Annotated in this window: 19 protein-coding genes and 1 riboswitch; of the genes, 11 read left to right on the top strand and 8 right to left on the bottom strand. The window is 59.0% G+C overall.

What is annotated here, in order from left to right:
* Positions 1-5 precede the first annotated feature (5 nt).
* Genes F3I21_RS19010 through F3I21_RS19030 form a run of 5 tightly spaced genes read right to left on the bottom strand, consistent with a single transcriptional unit; the run spans position 6 to position 4,017 of the window.
* Positions 6-641, bottom strand: coding sequence for an urea amidolyase associated protein UAAP2 (locus tag F3I21_RS19010; protein WP_021507029.1), 636 nt, complete (start codon positions 639-641; stop codon positions 6-8).
* Positions 641-1,348 carry an urea amidolyase associated protein UAAP1 gene (locus tag F3I21_RS19015; RefSeq protein ID WP_150059534.1) on the bottom strand — a complete coding sequence of 236 codons (708 nt, stop codon included), beginning with the start codon at positions 1,346-1,348 and terminating at the stop codon, positions 641-643. Before F3I21_RS19015 ends, F3I21_RS19010 begins: the two co-directional genes overlap by 1 nt.
* Before the next feature lie 11 nt (positions 1,349-1,359).
* Positions 1,360-2,121, bottom strand: a complete 762-nt coding sequence (locus F3I21_RS19020) for an ABC transporter ATP-binding protein (RefSeq protein WP_058758072.1) — start codon at positions 2,119-2,121, stop codon at positions 1,360-1,362.
* A 10-nt stretch (positions 2,122-2,131) separates the two neighbouring features.
* A complete protein-coding gene (locus F3I21_RS19025; protein ID WP_150059535.1) occupies positions 2,132-2,944 on the bottom strand; it encodes an ABC transporter permease in 813 nt (270 codons plus the stop codon).
* A gap of 14 nt (positions 2,945-2,958) precedes the next feature.
* Complete coding sequence (locus F3I21_RS19030; RefSeq protein ID WP_150059536.1) at positions 2,959-4,017, bottom strand: putative urea ABC transporter substrate-binding protein; 1,059 nt, start codon at positions 4,015-4,017, stop codon at positions 2,959-2,961.
* A 63-nt stretch (positions 4,018-4,080) separates the two neighbouring features.
* A riboswitch (guanidine-I (ykkC/yxkD leader) is annotated at positions 4,081-4,175 on the bottom strand.
* Positions 4,176-4,445: 270 nt separating this feature from the next.
* On the opposite strand from F3I21_RS19030, the gene F3I21_RS19035 reads away from it, so the two are divergent.
* From F3I21_RS19035 to rraA, 5 genes are all read left to right on the top strand, one after another.
* Positions 4,446-5,162, top strand: coding sequence for a DUF3053 domain-containing protein (locus F3I21_RS19035; RefSeq protein ID WP_010616539.1), 717 nt, complete (start codon positions 4,446-4,448; stop codon positions 5,160-5,162).
* A 432-nt stretch (positions 5,163-5,594) separates the two neighbouring features.
* Positions 5,595-7,529: a PTS mannitol transporter subunit IICBA gene (locus F3I21_RS19040; RefSeq protein ID WP_058771034.1), complete on the top strand. Its 1,935-nt coding sequence runs from the start codon at positions 5,595-5,597 to the stop codon at positions 7,527-7,529.
* A gap of 94 nt (positions 7,530-7,623) precedes the next feature.
* Positions 7,624-8,772 (top strand): mannitol-1-phosphate 5-dehydrogenase, encoded by a 1,149-nt coding sequence (gene mtlD / locus F3I21_RS19045; RefSeq protein ID WP_058758068.1) that lies wholly within the window; start codon positions 7,624-7,626, stop codon positions 8,770-8,772.
* Between the two features lie 60 nt (positions 8,773-8,832).
* Complete coding sequence (gene mtlR / locus F3I21_RS19050; RefSeq protein WP_193717991.1) at positions 8,833-9,381, top strand: mannitol operon repressor MtlR; 549 nt, start codon at positions 8,833-8,835, stop codon at positions 9,379-9,381.
* 165 nt (positions 9,382-9,546) lie between these two features.
* Positions 9,547-10,032 carry a ribonuclease E activity regulator RraA gene (gene rraA, locus F3I21_RS19055; protein ID WP_021507037.1) on the top strand — a complete coding sequence of 162 codons (486 nt, stop codon included), beginning with the start codon at positions 9,547-9,549 and terminating at the stop codon, positions 10,030-10,032.
* Between the two features lie 51 nt (positions 10,033-10,083).
* Here the strand turns inward: rraA and zapB are convergent, their stop codons facing one another.
* Entirely contained in the window at positions 10,084-10,323 is a 240-nt protein-coding gene (zapB, locus tag F3I21_RS19060) for a cell division protein ZapB (RefSeq protein WP_021507038.1), read from the bottom strand.
* Between the two features lie 416 nt (positions 10,324-10,739).
* Between zapB and F3I21_RS19065 the strand changes: the two genes are divergently transcribed.
* From F3I21_RS19065 to glpX, 3 genes are all read left to right on the top strand, one after another.
* Positions 10,740-11,588 carry an MIP/aquaporin family protein gene (locus F3I21_RS19065; protein WP_021507039.1) on the top strand — a complete coding sequence of 283 codons (849 nt, stop codon included), beginning with the start codon at positions 10,740-10,742 and terminating at the stop codon, positions 11,586-11,588.
* 29 nt (positions 11,589-11,617) lie between these two features.
* Entirely contained in the window at positions 11,618-13,129 is a 1,512-nt protein-coding gene (glpK, locus tag F3I21_RS19070) for a glycerol kinase GlpK (RefSeq protein WP_021507040.1), read from the top strand.
* A 95-nt stretch (positions 13,130-13,224) separates the two neighbouring features.
* Positions 13,225-14,235, top strand: a complete 1,011-nt coding sequence (glpX, locus tag F3I21_RS19075; RefSeq protein WP_150059537.1) for a class II fructose-bisphosphatase — start codon at positions 13,225-13,227, stop codon at positions 14,233-14,235.
* On the opposite strand, the gene emrD is transcribed toward glpX, so the two are convergent.
* Positions 14,225-15,418 (bottom strand): multidrug efflux MFS transporter EmrD, encoded by a 1,194-nt coding sequence (gene emrD, locus F3I21_RS19080; protein WP_304622892.1) that lies wholly within the window; start codon positions 15,416-15,418, stop codon positions 14,225-14,227. The two genes, glpX and emrD, sit on opposite strands and share 11 nt — an antisense overlap.
* A gap of 291 nt (positions 15,419-15,709) precedes the next feature.
* Between emrD and fpr the strand changes: the two genes are divergently transcribed.
* The 3 genes from fpr (at position 15,710) to tpiA (ending at position 18,041) form a co-directional block, all read left to right on the top strand.
* On the top strand, positions 15,710-16,456 hold the full coding sequence (fpr, locus tag F3I21_RS19085; protein ID WP_150059539.1) for a ferredoxin--NADP(+) reductase: 747 nt from the start codon (positions 15,710-15,712) through the stop codon (positions 16,454-16,456).
* A gap of 105 nt (positions 16,457-16,561) precedes the next feature.
* Positions 16,562-17,152, top strand: coding sequence for a YiiQ family protein (locus F3I21_RS19090; RefSeq protein ID WP_058775487.1), 591 nt, complete (start codon positions 16,562-16,564; stop codon positions 17,150-17,152).
* Between the two features lie 121 nt (positions 17,153-17,273).
* Positions 17,274-18,041, top strand: coding sequence for a triose-phosphate isomerase (gene tpiA, locus F3I21_RS19095; RefSeq protein WP_031279624.1), 768 nt, complete (start codon positions 17,274-17,276; stop codon positions 18,039-18,041).
* Positions 18,042-18,108: 67 nt separating this feature from the next.
* Here the strand turns inward: tpiA and F3I21_RS19100 are convergent, their stop codons facing one another.
* On the bottom strand, positions 18,109-18,864 hold the full coding sequence (locus F3I21_RS19100; RefSeq protein ID WP_021507045.1) for a CDP-diacylglycerol diphosphatase: 756 nt from the start codon (positions 18,862-18,864) through the stop codon (positions 18,109-18,111).
* Positions 18,865-18,914 lie beyond the last annotated feature (50 nt).

Raw genomic sequence — 18,914 nt, forward strand, 5'->3', positions numbered from 1 at the left:
GAGAATCACCACACGCTGACAGCAATCGGCGTCGGGTTGTAACCGTTACAGGGATTGTTGAGCTGCGGACAGTTGGAGATCAGCACCAGAATGTTCATCTGCGCCACCATCTCAACATACTTACCCGGCGCGGAGATGCCATCGGCAAACGTCAGGCCGCCGTCGTGGGTCACCGGCACATTCATGAAGAAGTTAATGTTGTGCGTGATATCGCGGCGCGTCAGGCCAGACTCCGGATGCGCGGCGACCGCCAGCATCCAGCTGTCACGGCAGGAGTGCATGTGGCGCTTTTCGAGGTCATAACGCACCGTATTACTCTCGCACGAGCAGGCGCCGCCGAGCGTATCGTGACGGCCACAGGTATCGGCGGTGATGGTCAGCATCGGCCGATCAAGATTAGAACGCAGCACGCTGCCGGCCGTGAGAAACACGTTGTGCTGGCCGCGCAGCGTCTCGCTCATGCTGTAGCGCTCGGCGGTATCGTCGGCGTTGAAAAACAGCGTATCCGCCGCCTGATTGCCTTCCAGATCGGTAATGCGCAGCGTTTCTCCAGCGGCAATGCGCTGCAGCCAGTAATCACCGGCGTCGATCTGCTGCTGCAGACGCGCCTGCGCCGGGTTTCGTTCACTCTCTTTGATCATCACACTTCTCCCTGCAGTTGATAGAGGGCGTTATTGCGCAGGCCGCGCTGGTTTTCCGCGCGCTGCAGACAGATTTCCGGCAGCGGCGCGCGCTGCGCATCCAGCGTCAGCTGCAGCGGCTGACGCGGATAATCGCTTGCCGGGCTGAGCGGGTGCGGACAGGTGTGCAGCAGCACCAGCGTGTCCATGGCGAAACGCAGCCGAACCTGCGCGCCGGCTTGGCCCTGGCGCTCCAGCGTTAAACGCCCGCGGTCATCGGCGCGTACCTGCGCAAACAGATTGAGGCAGGCCGCCATGTCGCGCTGGCCAAGGCCATATTTCGCCAGCTCGACCAGGAAGCTGTCGTAGCCGTTTTGATGGCGCAGGTTGCGCGCCTGCTGATAGTCGCTGATCCCATAGCGCGCGGCCGTTTGTGCCGCGTTCAGCGTGCCGCACACGCTCTCGTGCCAGCCGAAACTGTCGTGTTCAATGCCGCAGAAAATGCGCCCCATGTCCGAGTAGAGACAGTGGCCGGCGGTGAGCCGGAAAGTGTGCTGGCATTTGAGCGTATCCGGCGCGTTGTAGCGCTCCAGCAGGTTTTCCGGGTTATAAAACAGCAGGCTGGCGCTGGCGCCGCCCTCCACATCAGTCAGCGTCAGCGCGCTGCCGCTGCGCATGACAAAAGACCAGTGCGCCCCGGCGGGCAGCAGGGTTTGGTATGGCTGCATCGTGCTCTCCTTTAAGCCACCTGCGTTGCGGACAGCACTTCAGCGGCGGGCTGAGTGCGATCCAGCGGCAGGTCGTAAGTGATAGTGGCGCCCCAGGCTTGCGGCGCGTGCGGATCGTGGCGCAGTTTGTCGAACACCAGCAGGCGTGACGCGAGGCTGAAGCCCTCTTTCAGATCGTGGGTGATCATGAAAATGGTCAGCTGATGCTGCTGCCACAGCTGGGTAATCAGCTGATGCATCTCGCTGCGAATACCGGGATCGAGCGCGCCGAAAGGTTCATCCAGCAGCAGAATGCGCGGCTGTTTCATCAGCGCCTGCGCCAGGGCCAGACGTTGCTGCATGCCGCCCGACAGCTGATGCGGATATTTGCTCTGCGCCTGTTCCAGTCCGACCTGCGCCAGCATTGCCTGCGCGCGCTGGCGAATCGCCTGACGTTTGCGTCCCCAGACGCGTCCCAGCCAGCGTGCGCTGCTGAACTCGTCAGCCAGCATCACGTTGCCGAGCACCGTCAGATGCGGAAACACCGAGTAGCGCTGAAACACCACGCCGCGATGGGCATCCGGCTCGTCGGGAATCGGTGCGCCATCCAGCAGCAGCTCGCCTTTGGTCGGCGCTTCGGTGCCGAGCAGCATATTCAGAAACGTGGTTTTGCCGCAGCCGGACGCGCCGACAATCGCCACGAACTCGCCGCGCTCGACCTGCATATTCAGCCGCTCCAGCACCACCTGATCGCCGTAGTGTTTTTCCAGATTTTTCAGTTGCAGTAAGGGCATCGCGCGTTCCTTATTTGGCGTGATACCACGGCCAGCAGCGTCGGCTGACGAGCCGCAGCAGCAGGTCGAGGGCAAAGGCCAGCAGGGTAATCCATGCCACGTACGGCAGAATCACATCCATGGCCAGATAGCGGCGCATCAGGAAGATGCGATAACCGAGACCTTCCGTGGCCGCAATCGCTTCGGCAGCAATCAGGAACAGCCACGCCGAACAGAGCGACAGCCGCACCGCATCGCACAGGCGCGGCATCAGCTGCGGCAGAATCACTCGCCACAGAATCTGCGCGCTATGCGCACCCAGCGTCTGCGCCTTGACCAGCTGCTCCTGCGGGATTTTCTGCACCTGCAGTTGCAGATCGCGGGCGATCAGCGGCGTGATGCCGATAACGATCAGCACCACTTTGGAGACTTCGCCAAGGCCAAAGCAGATAAACAGAATGGGCAGAATTGCCAGCGGCGGCACCAGCGCAAACAGCGTCACCAGCGGCGCCAGCACCGCGCGCACCACCGGCAGCGCGCCGGTGAACAGGCCGATTGCCAGCGCCAGCAGCGCGCTGATAACAACGCCGCTCAGCAAACGCAGCAGGCTGGCGGCGGTATCGCTCCACAGCAGATACTCGCCGGTGCGCGGGCTGGGCTGAAACGCCATCCGGCTGATGGCCTCGCCCATGGCGTTGAATCCCGGCAGCAGTTTGTCTGCCGCGTTCAGGCTGAGGCGCGCATCCGACGCGAACAGATAGACCAGCAGCACCGCCAGCAGCGGCAGAATGCCAAGCAGCAGGCGGCCGAGCGGCAGCGGTTGGTAGTTGATCAATTTACGCATCGGCAGCGTCTCGCTTACAGCTGACCGGCAGCGGCCAGTTTGGTGAAGGTGTCGGTAAAGCGCAGTTTGATGTTGCCGGCATCGCCCCAGTTACCGGCCGGGGTAGCGACCCCTACCGCATCGGCCCCCGGCGCGCCTTCGCCCAGCAGACCGTGTTTAAAGGAGAATTCGGCCACCAGCTGCATCGTGGCTTTTAACTGCGGGCTATCGACAAAATCCAGCGTGGTTTTGGCATCGCTGAACAGGTGTGTCGCGGCAAGCTGCTGATCAAAACCGGCCAGATCGGTACCGGATGCCTGCGCCATCTGCGTGCGCGCCGCTTTGGCACTGTCGCTCTGTCCGGCCATGCTGTGCAGCGTCTCGTACCAGGCGCCGGTCAGCGCTTTGCCGAGCTGAGGATAATTGTTGAGCGTGGCGGTGTTGACCACCAGCAGGTCGAGGATTTCGCCCGGGATCTGCGCTGAGGAGAACACCAGATGGCTGTCCGGCTGCTTCTCTGCTTCCGCCAGCAGCGGATTCCACGTGACGATGGCGTTAACGTCAGCAGTACCAAATGCCGCCACCAGATCGGCATCGGCGGTATTAACCACCCTGACGTCTTTCTCGCTCATGCCGGATTTCTCCAGCGCGCGCGCCAGCAGATAGTGTGAGACCGAGAGTTCGACGAGGTTGATGGGTTTGCCTTTCAGCGCGCTGACGCTGTCCGCGCCTTTAAGCAGAATGCCGTCGTTACCGTTGGAGTAGTCGCCGACAATCAGCGCGGTGCTGTCGACGCCGCCAGTGGCCGGAATGGTCAGCGCATCCATGTTGGTCATGGTGCAGCCGTCAAAGCCACCTGCGGTGTACTGATTAACCGACTCGATATAGTCGTTAACCTGCACAAACTGAATATCAATGCCGTACTTATCGGCCCACTTTTTCACGATGCCGCTTTGCTGGGCGTAATCCCACGGCATCCAGCCAGCGTAGATGGACCAGCAAAGCTTAAAGGAAGGTTTAGCGGCGGCCAGCGACGGAACGCTGAACAGGGCGACGCTGCAAATCAGCAGCAGGCGCAGACAGGCTTTAATCATGATGATTCCTCTGGCGTTAACGGACGAAAATCAGGCAGGAGGCGGCGAGCAACGTTCTCGCTTTCCTCCCGGGCTTTTTTCCCGCCGTGTAACCGTCAGAGGACGGTCGGTCACTCTCGGACCAGCATCTCGCGATCGGAACCCTAGTGACCCATTGCAAATTGTGTGGCGACGTCGGTTGCCCGCGATCGCTCCTGCATCTGCCAGAAAGCAGGCAATATCAATGCCAGGTTGCTATCAGCCTGAATTACATATGTTATTGCACAGCGCTGCGCTCGCAGGCAGGCTGCGCTGCACAGTTGTGCAGCAGGCACGCACCAGCGTGAAGCACTGCAGACCAGCCGTTGTACAGCCGGGGCCATTGCACTATTCTTTAGGACCTTTCCCAGCGAATCGAATTTAGCCATCGTCACAACAGGAGTTGAATTATGGCGTCAGGAATTTCCCGCATCTGGATGCGTAGCGGCATGCTGCTGACCGGCGTGCTACTTGTGCTGCAGCTTACCGCCTGCGGCGATAAAGAGGGCGATCAGCGCAAAGCCTTTACTGATTTTCTGCAAAACACCGTGATGCGCAGCGGTGAACATCTGCCCAGCCTGAGCGAAAACCAGAAGCAAACCTTCGGTAACTACGCCAGTGATTACGCCATCCTGTATGGCTTCTCGCAGCAGGTGAATCAGGCGGTGGATCAGGGCATGCGCCCGGTGGTTGATGAGCTGGCGGCCATCCGCGTGCCGCAGGATTATCTGACACGCCGCGACAGCCTGCGCCAGGCGAGCGGCAATCTGAGCGTGCTGACGCAGCAGATTCAGAGCGCCAAGATGCAGGCCGACAGCAGCAAAGCCACGCTGAAGCAGCCGGACGATCTGAAGAAAGTGTACGACAGCGTGTACGCCAAAGTGGTGACGCAGCCAGCCAGCACGCTGATCCCGCTGCTGCCGCAGCTGCAGGCGCTGAGCCAGTCGGCAGTTCAGGCCGGCGATTATCTGCAGTCGCAGGGCGCACGCGTCAGCTTCAATGACGGCGGCGTTCAGTTCCCGACGCAGGAGCAGGCCACGCAGTACAACACGCTGATGAGCAATCTCGCCAGCAACACGCAGGCGCTGACCCAGGCACAAAATGCCGTACAGGGCGGTTTGCAGTAAGCCGTTCAGCGGGCAGTTCTCCACTGCCCGCTTTTCAGATTTTCGTCACTTCCTTACATCGCCTTTTTCTGTCAGCACAGAGTGTGATCTGGCGCATTTTCAACCAAAAATAGTTTGTGATCTCAATCACATTTGTGAAACAAACCGGCCCAGGTGAAAGGTGATTTTTGTCACATTTCTACCGCTGTTGCGCGCATTTTTTCGCCGGCGTTGCTTTCTTACAGGGTATTTTTGTGATCAAAGTCACCTTTAATCCCCCTGCCCACCCCAACTTAGCGTGATATGTATCACACTTTTTCCTGACGCTACGCAGTGTAATCAACTAGTGCTAGAGTCCGCGTGCATACAGTAATGCCACGGCCCCCGCCGTAACGTCTTAACAAAAACAAACGCGCTCTCTTATTGCAGCGCGTCTCAATAAGGGGTGGGTTTATGTCCTCATCAGTCAAGGTCAAGGTTCAGAGCTTTGGTCGCTTTCTGAGTAATATGGTGATGCCAAACATCGGTGCGTTTATCGCCTGGGGTATCATCACAGCACTGTTCATTCCAACCGGATGGATTCCTAACGAAACGCTGGCCAAGCTGGTCGGCCCGATGATTACCTACCTGCTGCCGTTGCTCATCGGCTTCACCGGTGGTCGTCTGGTGGGTGGCGATCGCGGCGGCGTGGTCGGTGCCATCACCACCATGGGCGTGATCGTCGGTGCCGATATGCCGATGTTCCTTGGCTCGATGATTGCCGGTCCGCTGGGCGGCTGGGCGATCAAGTCGTTTGACCGCGCGGTTGACGGCAAAATCAAAAGCGGCTTCGAGATGCTGGTCAACAACTTCTCGGCCGGTATTATCGGTATGCTGCTGGCGCTGCTGGCCTTCCTCGCTATCGGTCCGCTGGTAGAAGGTCTGTCGCACATTCTCGCCGCCGGCGTAAACCTGATGGTGCAGAACAACCTGCTGCCGCTGACCTCAATCTTTGTTGAACCGGCGAAAATCCTGTTCCTCAATAACGCCATCAACCATGGTATCTTCTCGCCGCTGGGTATCCAGCAGGCCAGCGAAGCGGGCAAATCGATCTTCTTCCTGATTGAAGCGAACCCGGGTCCGGGTATGGGCGTGCTGGTTGCTTATATGATCTTTGGCCGCGGCAGCGCCAAGCAGTCGGCGGGCGGTGCAGCGATCATCCACTTCCTTGGCGGTATCCACGAAATCTACTTCCCGTACGTGCTGATGGCGCCGCGCCTGCTGCTGGCAGTAATCCTCGGCGGTATGACCGGTGTGTTCACCCTGACGCTGCTGAACGGCGGTCTGGTATCACCGGCCTCACCAGGTTCGATTCTGGCCGTGCTGGCGATGACGCCAAAAGGCGCTTACTTCGCTAACATCGCGGCTATCGTTGCGGCTTTCGCCGTCTCCTTCGTGGTCTCCTCGATTCTGCTGAAAACCAGCAAAGTAAAAGAAGAAGACGACATTGAAGCAGCGACCCAGCGCATGAAAGACATGAAAGCGCAGTCAAAAGGCCAGGCCGTTGCCGGTTCACCGGTGGTTGCCGATGCCAGCAGCGTTGACGTCAGCCACGTGCGCAAAATCATCGTCGCCTGTGATGCCGGTATGGGCTCCAGCGCCATGGGCGCAGGCGTGCTGCGCAAGAAGGTGCAGGATGCGGGCCTGAGCAATATCTCTGTGACCAACAGCGCGATTAACTCGCTGCCGGGCGATGTTGATCTGGTGATTACTCACCGCGATCTGACCGAACGTGCGATGCGTCAGGCGCCACAGGCGCAGCACATCTCGCTGAACAACTTCCTCGACAGCGCGCTGTACACCAACCTGACTGAGCGTCTGGTGGCGGCGAACCGCAGCGAAGCCCACCGTGAAACAGTGCAGACCGCGCTGGCAGACAGCTATGACGACGGCAGCGCGCACCTGTTCAAACTGGGCGCTGATAACGTGTTCCTCGGCCTGAGCGCCAGCAATAAAGAGCAGGCGATTCGCTTCGCAGGCGAGCAGCTGGTGAAAGGCGGTTACGTGCAGCCGGAATACGTTGAAGCGATGCTGGCTCGCGAGCAGCTGACGCCAACCTACCTCGGTGAATCCATCGCTGTGCCGCACGGCACCGTCGAAGCCAAAGACCGCGTGCTGAAAACCGGCGTGGTATTCTGTCAGTATCCGGCCGGCGTGCAGTTTGGCGATGAGCCGGACGAAGTCGCGCGACTGGTGATTGGTATTGCCGCACGCAATAACGAACACATTCAGGTGATCACCAGCCTGACCAATGCGCTCGACGACGATAGCGTAATTGAGAAGCTGGCGAACACCACCAGCGTGCAGGATGTGCTGGATCTGCTGTCTGGCAGCACTGCCAACGCGTAATTCGCGGTTTTAACTTCCCTGGGGCGGGCAAGCCCGTCCCCACTTTCCGGGGCGGACATGCCCGCCCCTTCGTCATTTGATATGGGTCAAATTTATGAAAGCGTTACATTTTGGAGCAGGTAACATCGGCCGTGGATTTATCGGTAAGCTGCTGGCGGATGCCGGTATCGAACTGGTGTTTGCTGATGTGAATCAGGTGGTGCTTGATGCCCTTAACGCCCGTCATGAGTATCCGGTTCACGTGGTGGGCGAGCAGGCGCAGGTTGAAATCGTTACCGGCGTCAGCGCGGTGAACAGCACCAGCGACGACATCGTCACGCTGATCGCTGAGGTTGATATCGTTACCACGGCGGTTGGTCCGCAGATCCTTGAGCGCATCGCGGGCAGCGTGGCGCAGGGTCTGGCCAAACGCAGTGACAACGGTAATGTCCGTCCGCTGAATATCATCGCCTGTGAAAACATGGTGCGCGGCACCAGCCAGCTGAAGCAGCACGTACTGAAGGCGCTGCCGCAGCAGTATCATGCGTGGGTTGAAGAGCATGTTGGCTTTGTTGATTCGGCAGTTGACCGCATTGTGCCGCCATCTGAAGCCGGCAGCACCGATCCGCTGGAAGTTACCGTAGAAACCTTCAGCGAGTGGATCGTCGACAAAACCCAGTTTAAAGGCGCGCTGCCGGACATTCCTGGCATGGAGCTGACTGATAACCTGATGGCGTTCGTCGAGCGCAAGCTGTTTACCCTCAACACCGGCCACGCCATTACCGCTTATCTCGGTAAGCTCGCCGGTCACGCCACCATTCGCGAAGCCATTCTCGACCAGAAAGTACGTGCCGTGGTGCAGGGCGCGATGCAGGAGAGCGGCGCGGTGCTGATCAAGCGTTATGGTTTTGATGCGGAGAAACATGCCGCGTATATCCAGAAAATCCTCACGCGTTTCGAAAACCCGTACCTGAAAGATGACGTCGAGCGCGTCGGCCGTCAGCCGCTGCGTAAGCTGAGTGCCGGCGATCGCCTGATCAAGCCAACGCTGGGCACGCTGGAGTATCAGCTGCCGCACGCCAGCCTGGTGCAGGGCATTGCCGCCGCGATGCACTATCGCAGCGAAGCCGATCCGCAGGCGCAGGAGCTGGCGTCACTGATCGCGCAGAAAGGCCCACAGGCGGCGCTGGCGGAGATTTCTGGCCTTGATGCCAATAGCGAAGTAGTGAGCTCAGTGGTGAGCGCTTACCACGCTATGGCATAATGCGCGCCCTTTAGTGGTCAATTCGGGCACGGCAGCCGCGTGCCCGTCGACGGTAGCTGAATGATGCAGGCAATAATGGAAGAGAAGCAGGCTTTTGAAAACCGGGTGCTTGAGCGGCTGAACGCCGGTCGTTCGGTGAGAAGCTTCCTGATCGCCGCTGTCGAACTGCTGGCGGAAGCAGTCAATCTGCTGGTGCTGCAGGTCTTTCGCAAAGACGACTACGCGGTGAAATATGCGGTGGAACCGCTGCTGCTGGGCGACGGCCCGCTGGGCGAGCTGTCGGTACGCCTGAAGCTTATCTACGGCCTGGGGGTGATCAATCGCCACGAATACGAAGACTGCGAGCTGCTGCTGGCGCTGCGTGAGGAGCTGAATCACGACACCAGCGACTACCGCTTTACCGACGATGAAATACTCGGCCCGTTCGGCGAACTGCACTGCGTGCTGGCCTGGCCGCCGCAACCCGATTTCACCCGCGACGACGCCGCGCTGCGCGCCATGCAGCAGCAGCGCTACCTGCAGATGGTGCGATCCACCATGGTGCTGTCGCTGACCGAGCTGATTTCCCGTATCTCACACAAGCAGGCCTTCAAGAAGCCCGCCGTGTAACGCTTCCCCTGCGGCGCTGTTGCCACGCGCCGCTGTTCTCTCCGCCGCAGACAAATTATTACGCAGGATATTGATGCAGCGCTTTTTTTGGCGGTTGATGATTTTGCCAACAATCGTCAGATAGCGATATACTTACCGCTCCTGTGGCAAACAGACGACATCCTTATGAAATACGATACATCTGAACTCTGCGACATCTACCATGAAGAAGTGAACGTTGTTGAACCGCTTTTTTCGAACTTTGGTGGGCGCACCTCATTCGGTGGTCAAATTACCACAGTGAAATGTTTCGAAGACAACGGCCTGCTGTATGACCTGCTCGAAGAGAACGGTCGCGGTCGCGTGCTGCTGGTCGATGGCGGCGGCTCAGTGCGGCGCGCGCTGGTTGATGCTCAGTTAGCAAGACTGGCGGCGCAAAACGAGTGGGAAGGCATCGTGGTGTACGGCTCGGTTCGCCAGGTCGATGAACTGGAAGAGCTGGAGATCGGCATTCAGGCGATTGCGGCCATTCCGGCTGGCGCCGCAGGCGAAGGCATCGGTGAGAGCGACGTGCGGGTTAACTTCGGCGGCGTCACCTTCTTCTCCGGCGATCATCTCTACGCCGACAACACCGGCATGATCCTGTCTGAAGACGCACTCGACATCGAGTAAGCGACAAACAAAAACGGGTGCCGCGGCACCCGTTGGTTTAAGCGCTGAGGCTTAAACTTCTTCCATTTTTCCCAGCAGTGCACGCAGGCGCTCCTGCCATACATGCTGCTCTTCTTTCAGATGCTGATTTTCACGCGCCAGCGCTTCGTGATTGCCGGATGCCTGGCTCATTTCATTTTTCAGGTTATTGTTCTGCTCTTTCAGCTCTTCAATTTCCATCTGCAGCAGGGTGATGGTATCAATCGCCTGCTGTACTTTCGCTTCCAGTTTCTCGAATACTTCAAATGACATCTTTCTGACCTCTCCTAAATCGTGCAAGGCGTTGATAGACCGGGCGTGCCTTAAAATAGTGCGTCCAGCCACGATGTCCCGATTGTATGTAGCCACACCCGGCAAGTCCAGCAGCACAAGGCCTGCGAGGGAAGTCTGTAACACTTTTCAGTTTATACCTGGAAAACGCGCAACTTCGCGCATTTTGCGCGCGGTCACACGCGCAGGGTGCAGCGCAGCGGGGGTTTTTGGCCCTAAACACAGGCAAAAGACGCGAAAACGCGCATTTTTATGACACGGCACACAAAATTCGATTTCGCTATTTCTCGTTTATGCTCGTTAACGATAAATTCACATCAACCCTACATTAGAGCTGGGCGACTCAAGGATTGAGAACAAAAACTGATAAAATTTAACCTCGCTTCAGGAATTCCATTATGAGTCAGACAACGAACACACTCAAAGGTCAGTGCATCGCCGAGTTTCTCGGTACCGGTTTGATCATCTTTTTTGGTGCCGGCTGTGTGGCGGCGCTGAAGCTGGCCGGTGCCGCATTCGGCCAGTGGGAAATTTGTATCATCTGGGGTCTTGCTGTCTCCATGGCGGTTTATCTGAGCGCAGGCGTATCCGGCGCTCACCTCAATCCGGCAGTCACGGTTGCCCTGTGCCTGTTCGCCAACTTCGAAGGCCGCAAAGTTTTACCTTATATTGTGTCGCAAATCGCTGGCGCGTTCTGTGCGGCGGCGCTGGTCTACGGTCTTTACTACAATCTGTTCTTTGATTACGAAGCCAGCCACCAGATGGTACGCGGCAGCGTGCAAAGCCTCGATCTGGCCGGTATCTTCTCCACCTATCCGAACCCGCACATCACCGTGGCGCAGGCGTTCCTGGTAGAAATGGTGATTACTGCCGTGCTGATGGCGGTGATCATGGCGCTGACCGACGATGGCAACGGCGTACCGCGTGGCCCGCTGGCGCCGCTGCTGATTGGTCTGCTGGTGGCGGTGATTGGCGGTTCCATGGGTCCGCTGACCGGCTTCGCCCTGAACCCGGCGCGTGACTTCGGTCCGAAGCTGTTCGCCTTCTTCGCGGGCTGGGGTAACGTGGCGTTCACCGGTGGTAAAGATATTCCTTACTTCCTGGTGCCAATTTTTGGCCCGCTGGTCGGTGCCTGCCTCGGAGCCTTCGGTTACCGTGCGCTGATTGGCCGTCACCTGCCGGGCAACCTTGCAGAAACCAGTAAAACAGAAAAACCGGTCGCGCGCGCTGAGCAGCGTAAAGCGTAAGTTTCATCGTTAATCATCAGGAAACCATAATGACTACGACTGATAAAAAATATATTGTCGCGCTCGATCAGGGCACAACCAGCTCACGTGCCGTGGTGCTCGATCATGACGCCAACATCGTCGCCGTCTCACAGCGCGAATTCACCCAGATCTACCCGAAAGCCGGCTGGGTTGAACACGATCCGATGGACATCTGGGCCTCGCAGAGCTCCACGCTGGTGGAAGTGCTGGCGCACGCTGATATCCGTTCTGACCAGATCGCCGCCATCGGTATCACCAACCAGCGTGAAACCGCGATTGTCTGGGACAAAGAGACCGGCAAACCAATTTACAACGCCATCGTCTGGCAGGATCCACGTACCGCCGACTACTGTAACAAGCTGAAGAAAGAGGGTCTGGAAGAGTACATCCAGCACACCACCGGCCTGGTGATTAACCCGTACTTCTCCGGCACCAAGGTGAAGTGGATTCTCGACCATGTGGAAGGCGCGCGCGAGCGGGCAAAACGCGGCGAACTGCTGTTCGGCACCGTCGACACCTGGCTGGTGTGGAAAATGACCCAGGGCCGCGTGCACATCACCGATCACACCAACGCATCGCGTACCATGATGTACAACATCCACAAGCTGGAGTGGGATGCGCGCATGCTGGAGATTCTGGATATTCCGCGTGAAATGCTGCCGGAAGTGAAAGGATCGTCCGAAATCTACGGCCAGACTAACATTGGTGGTAAGGGCGGTACGCGTATTCCTATCGCCGGTATCGCCGGTGACCAGCAGGCTGCGCTGTATGGTCAGCTGTGTGTGCAGCCTGGTATGGCGAAAAACACCTACGGCACCGGCTGCTTTATGCTGATGAACACCGGTACCGAAGCGGTTACCTCAACTCACGGTCTGCTGACCACCATCGCCTGCGGTCCACGCGGCGAGGTGAACTACGCGCTGGAAGGTGCCGTGTTCATCGGTGGTGCGTCCATTCAGTGGCTGCGCGATGAGATGAAGCTGATCAGCGATGCGGGCGACTCCGAATACTTCGCGATGAAAGTCAAAGACACCAACGGTGTGTACATGGTGCCGGCCTTTACCGGTCTTGGCGCACCGTACTGGGACCCGTATGCGCGCGGCGCAATCTTCGGTCTGACCCGTGGTGCCAACGCCAACCACATCATTCGCGCCACGCTGGAGTCCATCGCTTACCAGACGCGTGATGTGCTGGAAGCAATGCAGAACGATGCCGATACCCGCCTGCAGTCGCTGCGCGTGGATGGCGGTGCGGTGGCCAACAACTTCCTGATGCAGTTCCAGTCCGATATTCTCGGGACGCGCGTGGAGCGTCCGGAAGTGCGCGAAGTGACCGCGCTGGGTGCAGCGTACCTTGCCGGTCTGGCGGTCGGCTTCTGGAACGATCTGGAAGAAGTTCGTGCTAAAGCCGTGGTGGAACGCGAATTCCGTCCAAGCATTGAAACCACCGAACGCAACGTACGCTATGCCGGCTGGAAAAAAGCCGTGGCACGCGCCCAGGCGTGGGAAGAAGAAGAGTAACACTGTGCTGACCCGCGGCGCCCTGCCGCGGGTTTTTCCCGTCCCCCTGCCCCGCTGTGCTACACTGCCCGCCTGTTTTTTGTCAGGTGCAGACCATGAAACGAGAACTCGCGATTGAATTTTCCCGTGTGACCGAAGCCGCTGCGTTAGCGGGCTATCACTGGTTAGGACGCGGCGACAAGAATGCCGCTGACGGCGCCGCCGTCAACGCTATGCGCATTATGCTCAACACCATCAACATCGACGGCCAGATCGTGATTGGCGAAGGCGAAATCGACGAAGCACCGATGCTGTACATTGGTGAAAAAGTCGGTACCGGCCACGGCGATGCGGTGGACATTGCAGTTGATCCTATCGAAGGCACGCGCATGACTGCGATGGGCCAGGCCAACGCGCTGGCGGTGCTGGCGGTGGGCGATAAAGGCAGCTTCCTGCACGCACCTGATATGTATATGGAAAAGCTGATTGTCGGTCCGGGCGCGCGCGGCGTTATCGATCTCAACCTGCCGCTCGCCACCAATCTGCAGGCGATTGCGCAGGCGCTCAATAAACCGCTCAGCCAGCTGACGGTGTCGATTCTCGCCAAACCGCGTCACGATGCGGTCATCGCGCAGCTGCAGCAGCTGGGCGTGCGCGTGTTTGCTTTTCCGGACGGCGACGTGGCGGCCTCGATTCTTACCTGCATGCCGGACAGCGAAGTGGACGTACTGTATGGCATCGGCGGCGCGCCGGAAGGCGTGGTGTCAGCGGCGGTGATCCGCGCCATGGATGGCGACATGCAGGCGCGCCTGCTGGCTCGTCATCAGGTCAAAGGGGATTCGGCCGAAAACCGCCGTCTGGGTGAGCAGGAGCTGGCGCGCTGTGCCGAAATGGGTATCAACGCCGGGGAAGTGCTGACGCTGCAACAGATGGCGCGTAACGATAACGTGATTTTCGCGGCGACCGGCATCACCACGGGCGATCTGCTAAAGGGCATCACGCGCCAGGGCAATATCGCCACCAGCGAAACGCTGCTGGTGCGCGGTAAATCGCGCACCATTCGCCGCATTCAGTCGATCCACTATCTGGACCGCAAAGACGCGGCGCTGCACCCTTTTATCCTGTAACCGTCTGTTTGCCGCTCTCCGGATGACGCGAGAGCGGCCACCAGCACAGCAGCATCACCAGCGACGTCACAAACATCAGCATACCGAGGCTCGACTGATCGTGCTGCGGCAGCAGCGCTGAGAGCCACGCCACCACACCGGAACCCAGATTCTGCAGGCCGCCAATCAGCGCACCGGCACTGCCGGCCAGCCACGCGTAGGGCTCCATCGCGCCAGAAGTTGCCAGCGGAAACAGCATGCCTGCGCCGAAGAAGAACAGCGCGGCCGGCACCAGCAGCGTCCAGATATTCATCACGCCAAACCAAGCCGGCAGCCACATCAGCAGGCCCGCCAGCAGGCAGCTGTTCACGCCGTACCACATCAGCGTATGCCAGGATTTCTGCTCGCGGCCGGCAAACCAGGCACCGAAAAAGGCCGCCGGAATCGGCAGGATAAACAAAATACTCACCGTCAGCCCGTCGAGCCCCAGCACGCCCGCCATCAGTACGCCACAGCTGGCTTCAAATACCGCAATGCCTGCCAGCGCGCCGATCAGCAGTAGCAGATAACGCACAAAGTTGCCGTCGCTGAGCAGCGTGATGTAACGGCGCAGAAACGGTGTCGCGGGCGCATCCACCGGACGGGTCTCCGGGAGCCAGCGGACCATTGCCGCCGTTACGCCAACACACAGCAGCAGCAGGAAAGCAAAGCAGGCGTGCCAGCCAAACAGATGGGTCAGCAGCGCACCGATTACCGGCGCCAGCAGCGGGCTGACCAGAATGCCCATGTTGAGCAGGCTGTTGGCCTGGCGCAGCGCAATGCCGGAGTAAAGATCGCGCGGCATGGTGCGCGCCATCACGCCAGCCACGCCGGTACCCAGTCCCTGCACCGCACTGCCCAGTACCAGCACACTCAGCGACGGCGCAAACAGGGCGATCAGCGCGCCCGCCGCGAAAATCGTCATGCCCGCGAGGATCACCGGACGCCGGCCAATGCTGTCCGACAGCGGGCCGTAGATCAGCTGCGATCCGCCGTAGGTCATCAGATAGGCCGCCATCACCTGCTGCATGGCGCCGCTGCGCACGTTAAGCGCCTCTGCCATGTTCGCCATCGCGGGCACATAGATGGTCTGCGCCATCTGTCCCACCGCCACCAGCACAATCAGCATGAACAGCAGGAAGCGGTTTTGCGTATTACTCATCATCATGGAACAAAATGTCTGCCTGAGAAACAAAGTAATGACAGCACTAAACAGGGCTGCCGGAGAGTTATGGCGGCAAAAATATCAGGAATTGCGCACAAAGCGAGAGGCGGGCGTAAAGCGATAGCTCAGGCACCGTCAAGCTTCTGTACCAGGCTGTAACGTGGCCGCTACAGTTGCTGATGTGTGCGGACGATTTGTCGCAGAGAGCCCTTTATCCGCTGCGGGGCTGGAAATCTGGTGCCGGGCTGACGAAGATAGAAAGAGACCAATTATCAATCATCAGGAGCGAACATGGCAGAGTGGGTCAATGCAGAAGTTAAAGAAGTAAAAAACTGGACCGATGCACTGTTCAGCCTGCGCGTCACGGCGCCCATCGACTCTTTTACCGCCGGCCAGTTTGCCAAGCTGGCGCTGGAAGTCGACGGCGAGCGCGTGCAGCGCGCCTACTCCTACGTTAATGCGCCGCAGGATCCGCTGCTGGAGTTCTATCTGGTAACGGTGCCGGAAGGAAAGCTCAGCCCGCGTTTGCAGGCGCTGCAGCCCGGCGATCAGGTGATGGTGACCAAAGAGGCGGCCGGTTTCTTTGTGCTGGATGAGATCCCCGACTGCCAGACGCTGTGGATGCTGGCGACCGGCACGGCGATCGGCCCGTATCTGTCGATTTTGCAACAGGGCGAAGGGCTGGAGCGCTTCGACAACATTGTGCTGGTACACGCTGCGCGCTATGCCGCCGACCTGAGTTTTCTGCCGCTGATGCAGCAGCTACAGCAGCGTTATCAGGGCAAACTGCACATTCAGACGGTGGTCAGCCGCGAGCAGATGCCCGGTTCACTGCATGGCCGCGTACCGCAGCTGATTGAGAGCGGAGAACTGGAAAACGCCGTGGGCCTGCCAATGCACGCCGACACCAGCCACGTGATGTTATGCGGTAACCCGCAGATGGTGCGCGATACCCAGCAATTGCTGAAAGAGACCCGCGATATGCGCAAGCATTTCAAGCGTAAACCGGGCCACATGACCAGCGAGCATTACTGGTAATCGCGCCGGCAGCAAAATGTCAGATTTTTCCCGGCGCGGGTTTTGACTTTCAGCGGTAAAAACCGTTCTAATCGTGGGCTAAGTGAATGATTTAGGGCCGAAGCAATGAAGAATCTGCCAGTCGCGCTGCTGCTCAGCGTCGCACTGACATTTCCCGCCTGGGCGGAGGACGCGCCCGCGCAGGATCGCAACGATCACCTGCCTGCGGCGCCGTATCTGCTGGCGGGTGCGCCCACCTTTGATATGACCATCGCGCAGTTCCGCGAAAAGTACAACGCCGCCAATCCTGACCTGCCGCTGCAGGAGTATCGCGCCATCGATAACCGCGATGACAAGAGCCACCTGACACGTGCCGCCAGCAAAATCAGCGAAACGCTGTATGCCTCTACCGCGCTGGAACAGGGCACCGGCAAGATTAAAACGCTGCAGATTACCTGGCTGCCGGTGCCTGGCCCGGATATGAAAGCGGCACAGACACGCGCCATGGATTACATGACTGCGCTACTGCGCTTTTTTGTGCCCGGTTTGTCAGCGGATGAGGGACACAAGAAGCTCGACGGCCTGCTCAGCGCCGGCAAGGGCGCACGCTATTTTTCCCGCACTGAAGGTGCGCTGCGCTTTGTGGTTGCAGACAACGGCGACAAAGGGCTGACCTTCGCCGTTGAGCCCATCAAACTGGCGCTCGCTAGCCCCTGATCTCCCCGGCAAAAATGACGAAAAGCAAAGCCAGCGCCCCATTTGATCTCTATACTGTCTGGCAGACATCGCTGCCCCGATGGCAGCGCTATTTCATGAATCGCGTTATGCGGAGGAAAGAATGCGACATCCACTGGTTATGGGTAACTGGAAACTGAATGGCAGCAAGCACATGGCGGGCGAGCTGATTGAAGGCCTGCGCAAAGAGCTGTCAGGTGTTGAAGGCTGCGGTGTGGCGATTGCTCCGCCAGCGATCTATCTGGATCAGGCCAAACACGCCATTTCCGGCAGCCACATTGCGCTGGGTGCGCAGAACGTGGACGTGAACCTGTCTGGCGCTTTCACCGGTGAAACCTCTGCCGAGATGCTGAAAGACATCGGCGCGAAATACATCATCATCGGCCACTCTGAGCGCCGCACCTACCATAAAGAGAGCGACGAGTTCATCGCGAAGAAATTCGCCGTGCTGAAGGCCGCAGGCCTGGTACCAGTGCTGTGCATCGGTGAGACCGAAGCCGAGAACGAAGCCGGCAAAACTGAAGAAGTGTGCGCACGTCAGATCGACGCCGTGCTGGAAACCCAGGGTGCAGCGGCCTTCGAAGGCGCGGTTATCGCCTATGAGCCAGTCTGGGCTATCGGTACCGGCAAATCAGCGACTCCTGCGCAGGCGCAGGCAGTGCACAAATTCATTCGTGATCACATCGCGAAGAAAGATGCCGCTATCGCTGAACAGGTAATCATTCAGTACGGCGGTTCGGTTAACGACAAAAACGCCGCAGAACTGTTCACCCAGCCGGACATCGACGGCGCGCTGGTGGGCGGTGCGTCGCTGAAGGCAGATGCTTTCGCGGTGATCGTCAAAGCCGCTGCGGCAGCCAAAAACGCGTAAGTTTCTCACGCAGAAAAAGGCGGCTGATGAGCCGCCTTTTTTATTGCCTGATCGGTCGCGATGCCACTCACTCCAGCAAACGGCACTGATGATCCTGCAGTTCTTCCGCCGAACCGCGATTCAGCTTGAGCCAGTTGCGCTCCAGCGCCAGCAGCGCCAGGCGTCCATCCGGCAGCTGGGCCAGCGCCAGCCCGTATTTTCCCATCTCACCGCGCGCATGCGGCACCTCCTCTGCAAGCCGGATAAACACGCTCTGCTGCGCCAGTTCGGCGGTGCTCAGCGTGCGAATCAGCCAGGTATGCCGCAGCAGCGTTGCCGTCTGCCACTGCGCATTCAGCTTCGGTGCCAGCGTATCCAGCTGCTGACGCACATCCGGTCGCAGGCAGGAGATATGAATGTGCAGCTGATTCTGCGTACGACCATACTGCGCGTTGATGGCCAGCGACAGCACGCGGTCGTCGACAGGCGCACCGCGCTTCTGCGCCAGCAGGCGGCGCTGCTGCCAGGCGGCAGCAAACAGGTTCGGCGTAGTGGGTTCGAGAAGGATTGGGCTCTCCATGCCGGTGATTTTTGCTATCGGCATCAGCAGATATTGCAGCGGGCCATTCAGATCTTTGAGCGTAACGTAACCCTGCGCCAGATTGACCTGCTGACAGGGGGCAGGATTACCGCGTTGCGTCATGTCCGGTACGCACTTTTCGCTGACAATCTGCCACAGCGCGTCGGCGTTTTTATGCAAATGCAGCGCACCGGCGATCAGCCCGGCAATCAGAAGGATGAACGCGATAATCAGCAACGTAACACTACGGCGGCGCGCCTGCATGGCCAGATCCTCTGTGATGAGCTGTCAGCATCCTCACCTGTCGCCAGCGG

The sequence above is a fragment of the Pantoea sp. B_9 genome, from assembly GCF_008632015.1.
GTDB lineage: Bacteria > Pseudomonadota > Gammaproteobacteria > Enterobacterales > Enterobacteriaceae > Pantoea > Pantoea dispersa.